The organism is Vibrio sp. 1249-1, from assembly GCF_033340495.1.
The window spans coordinates 1-802 of the sequence record NZ_JAWOWJ010000373.1 but is presented as its reverse complement, the minus strand read 5'-3'; the positions used below and the strand labels follow the sequence as shown (position 1 = coordinate 802).

Here is an 802-nt window from a genome sequence, read left to right as displayed (position 1 = left end):
GCGTCTCCTGTATGACTACCTGATTGTAAATCACTTAACAGATCGCCTACTTCATCTTTCGATAAATCATCAAACAGATCGGAGAAGTCTAGAGAGTCTTCACTGCTAGAAAAATCTGTGACAGTGTCGCGTTCGTTGGCCACATCGATCCATTTGAAGATGTCCTCACCATCACCGCCAGTCAGAATGTCGCTGCCTAAACCACCAATCAAAATGTCATTATCTGCGCCACCGAACAGCTTGTCGTTTCCACCTTGCCCAAACAAGATGTCATTTCCTGCACCACCATAAATGGTGTCCGCTTGGTCATAATAACGAGATTGCTCAAACTCAGCTTGGTTTTCAGTAATGTAGTGATGAACTTCCTCCTTCGTTACCAGAGCAACATCTTTCCCCAGTTGAGAAGCTACATAGTTTTGTAGCGCAGAAACACCTTGCTCTCCATTGATATCAAAACGAATCGCATCACCAAAAATGATGTCGTTTCCATCAAGGCTACTAATCTCATCCTTGCCTTGCATTAATGACACTTCTTTGCCAAGAATCACTTCTGCAAGTTGATTAACATCGATGTTAGTTCTTACAACACCATCAGAGTCAAAGTGTTTCAACGAATCTTCATCTAAGTCATGACCAAGACCGATCGATCGAACCTCACTAAGTTCTTCCAATGCCTGATATGCGTTATTTGCTTGATGAAGTACATACGTTTCATAATCGTAATAACTATGATTACTTGTCATCTTCCCTAACAACTCACCTGTCGAAAGCGAATAAACGAGTGAGTTACTATCTATCACCG

At 41.9% G+C, this 802-nt stretch carries 1 protein-coding gene; it reads right to left on the bottom strand.

Features of this window, described 5'->3' with window-relative positions:
- Positions 1–743 (bottom strand): calcium-binding protein (locus R7Z50_RS26455; RefSeq protein WP_411979521.1); only part of this gene is annotated, 743 nt, incomplete at its 3' end.
- Positions 744–802 lie beyond the last annotated feature (59 nt).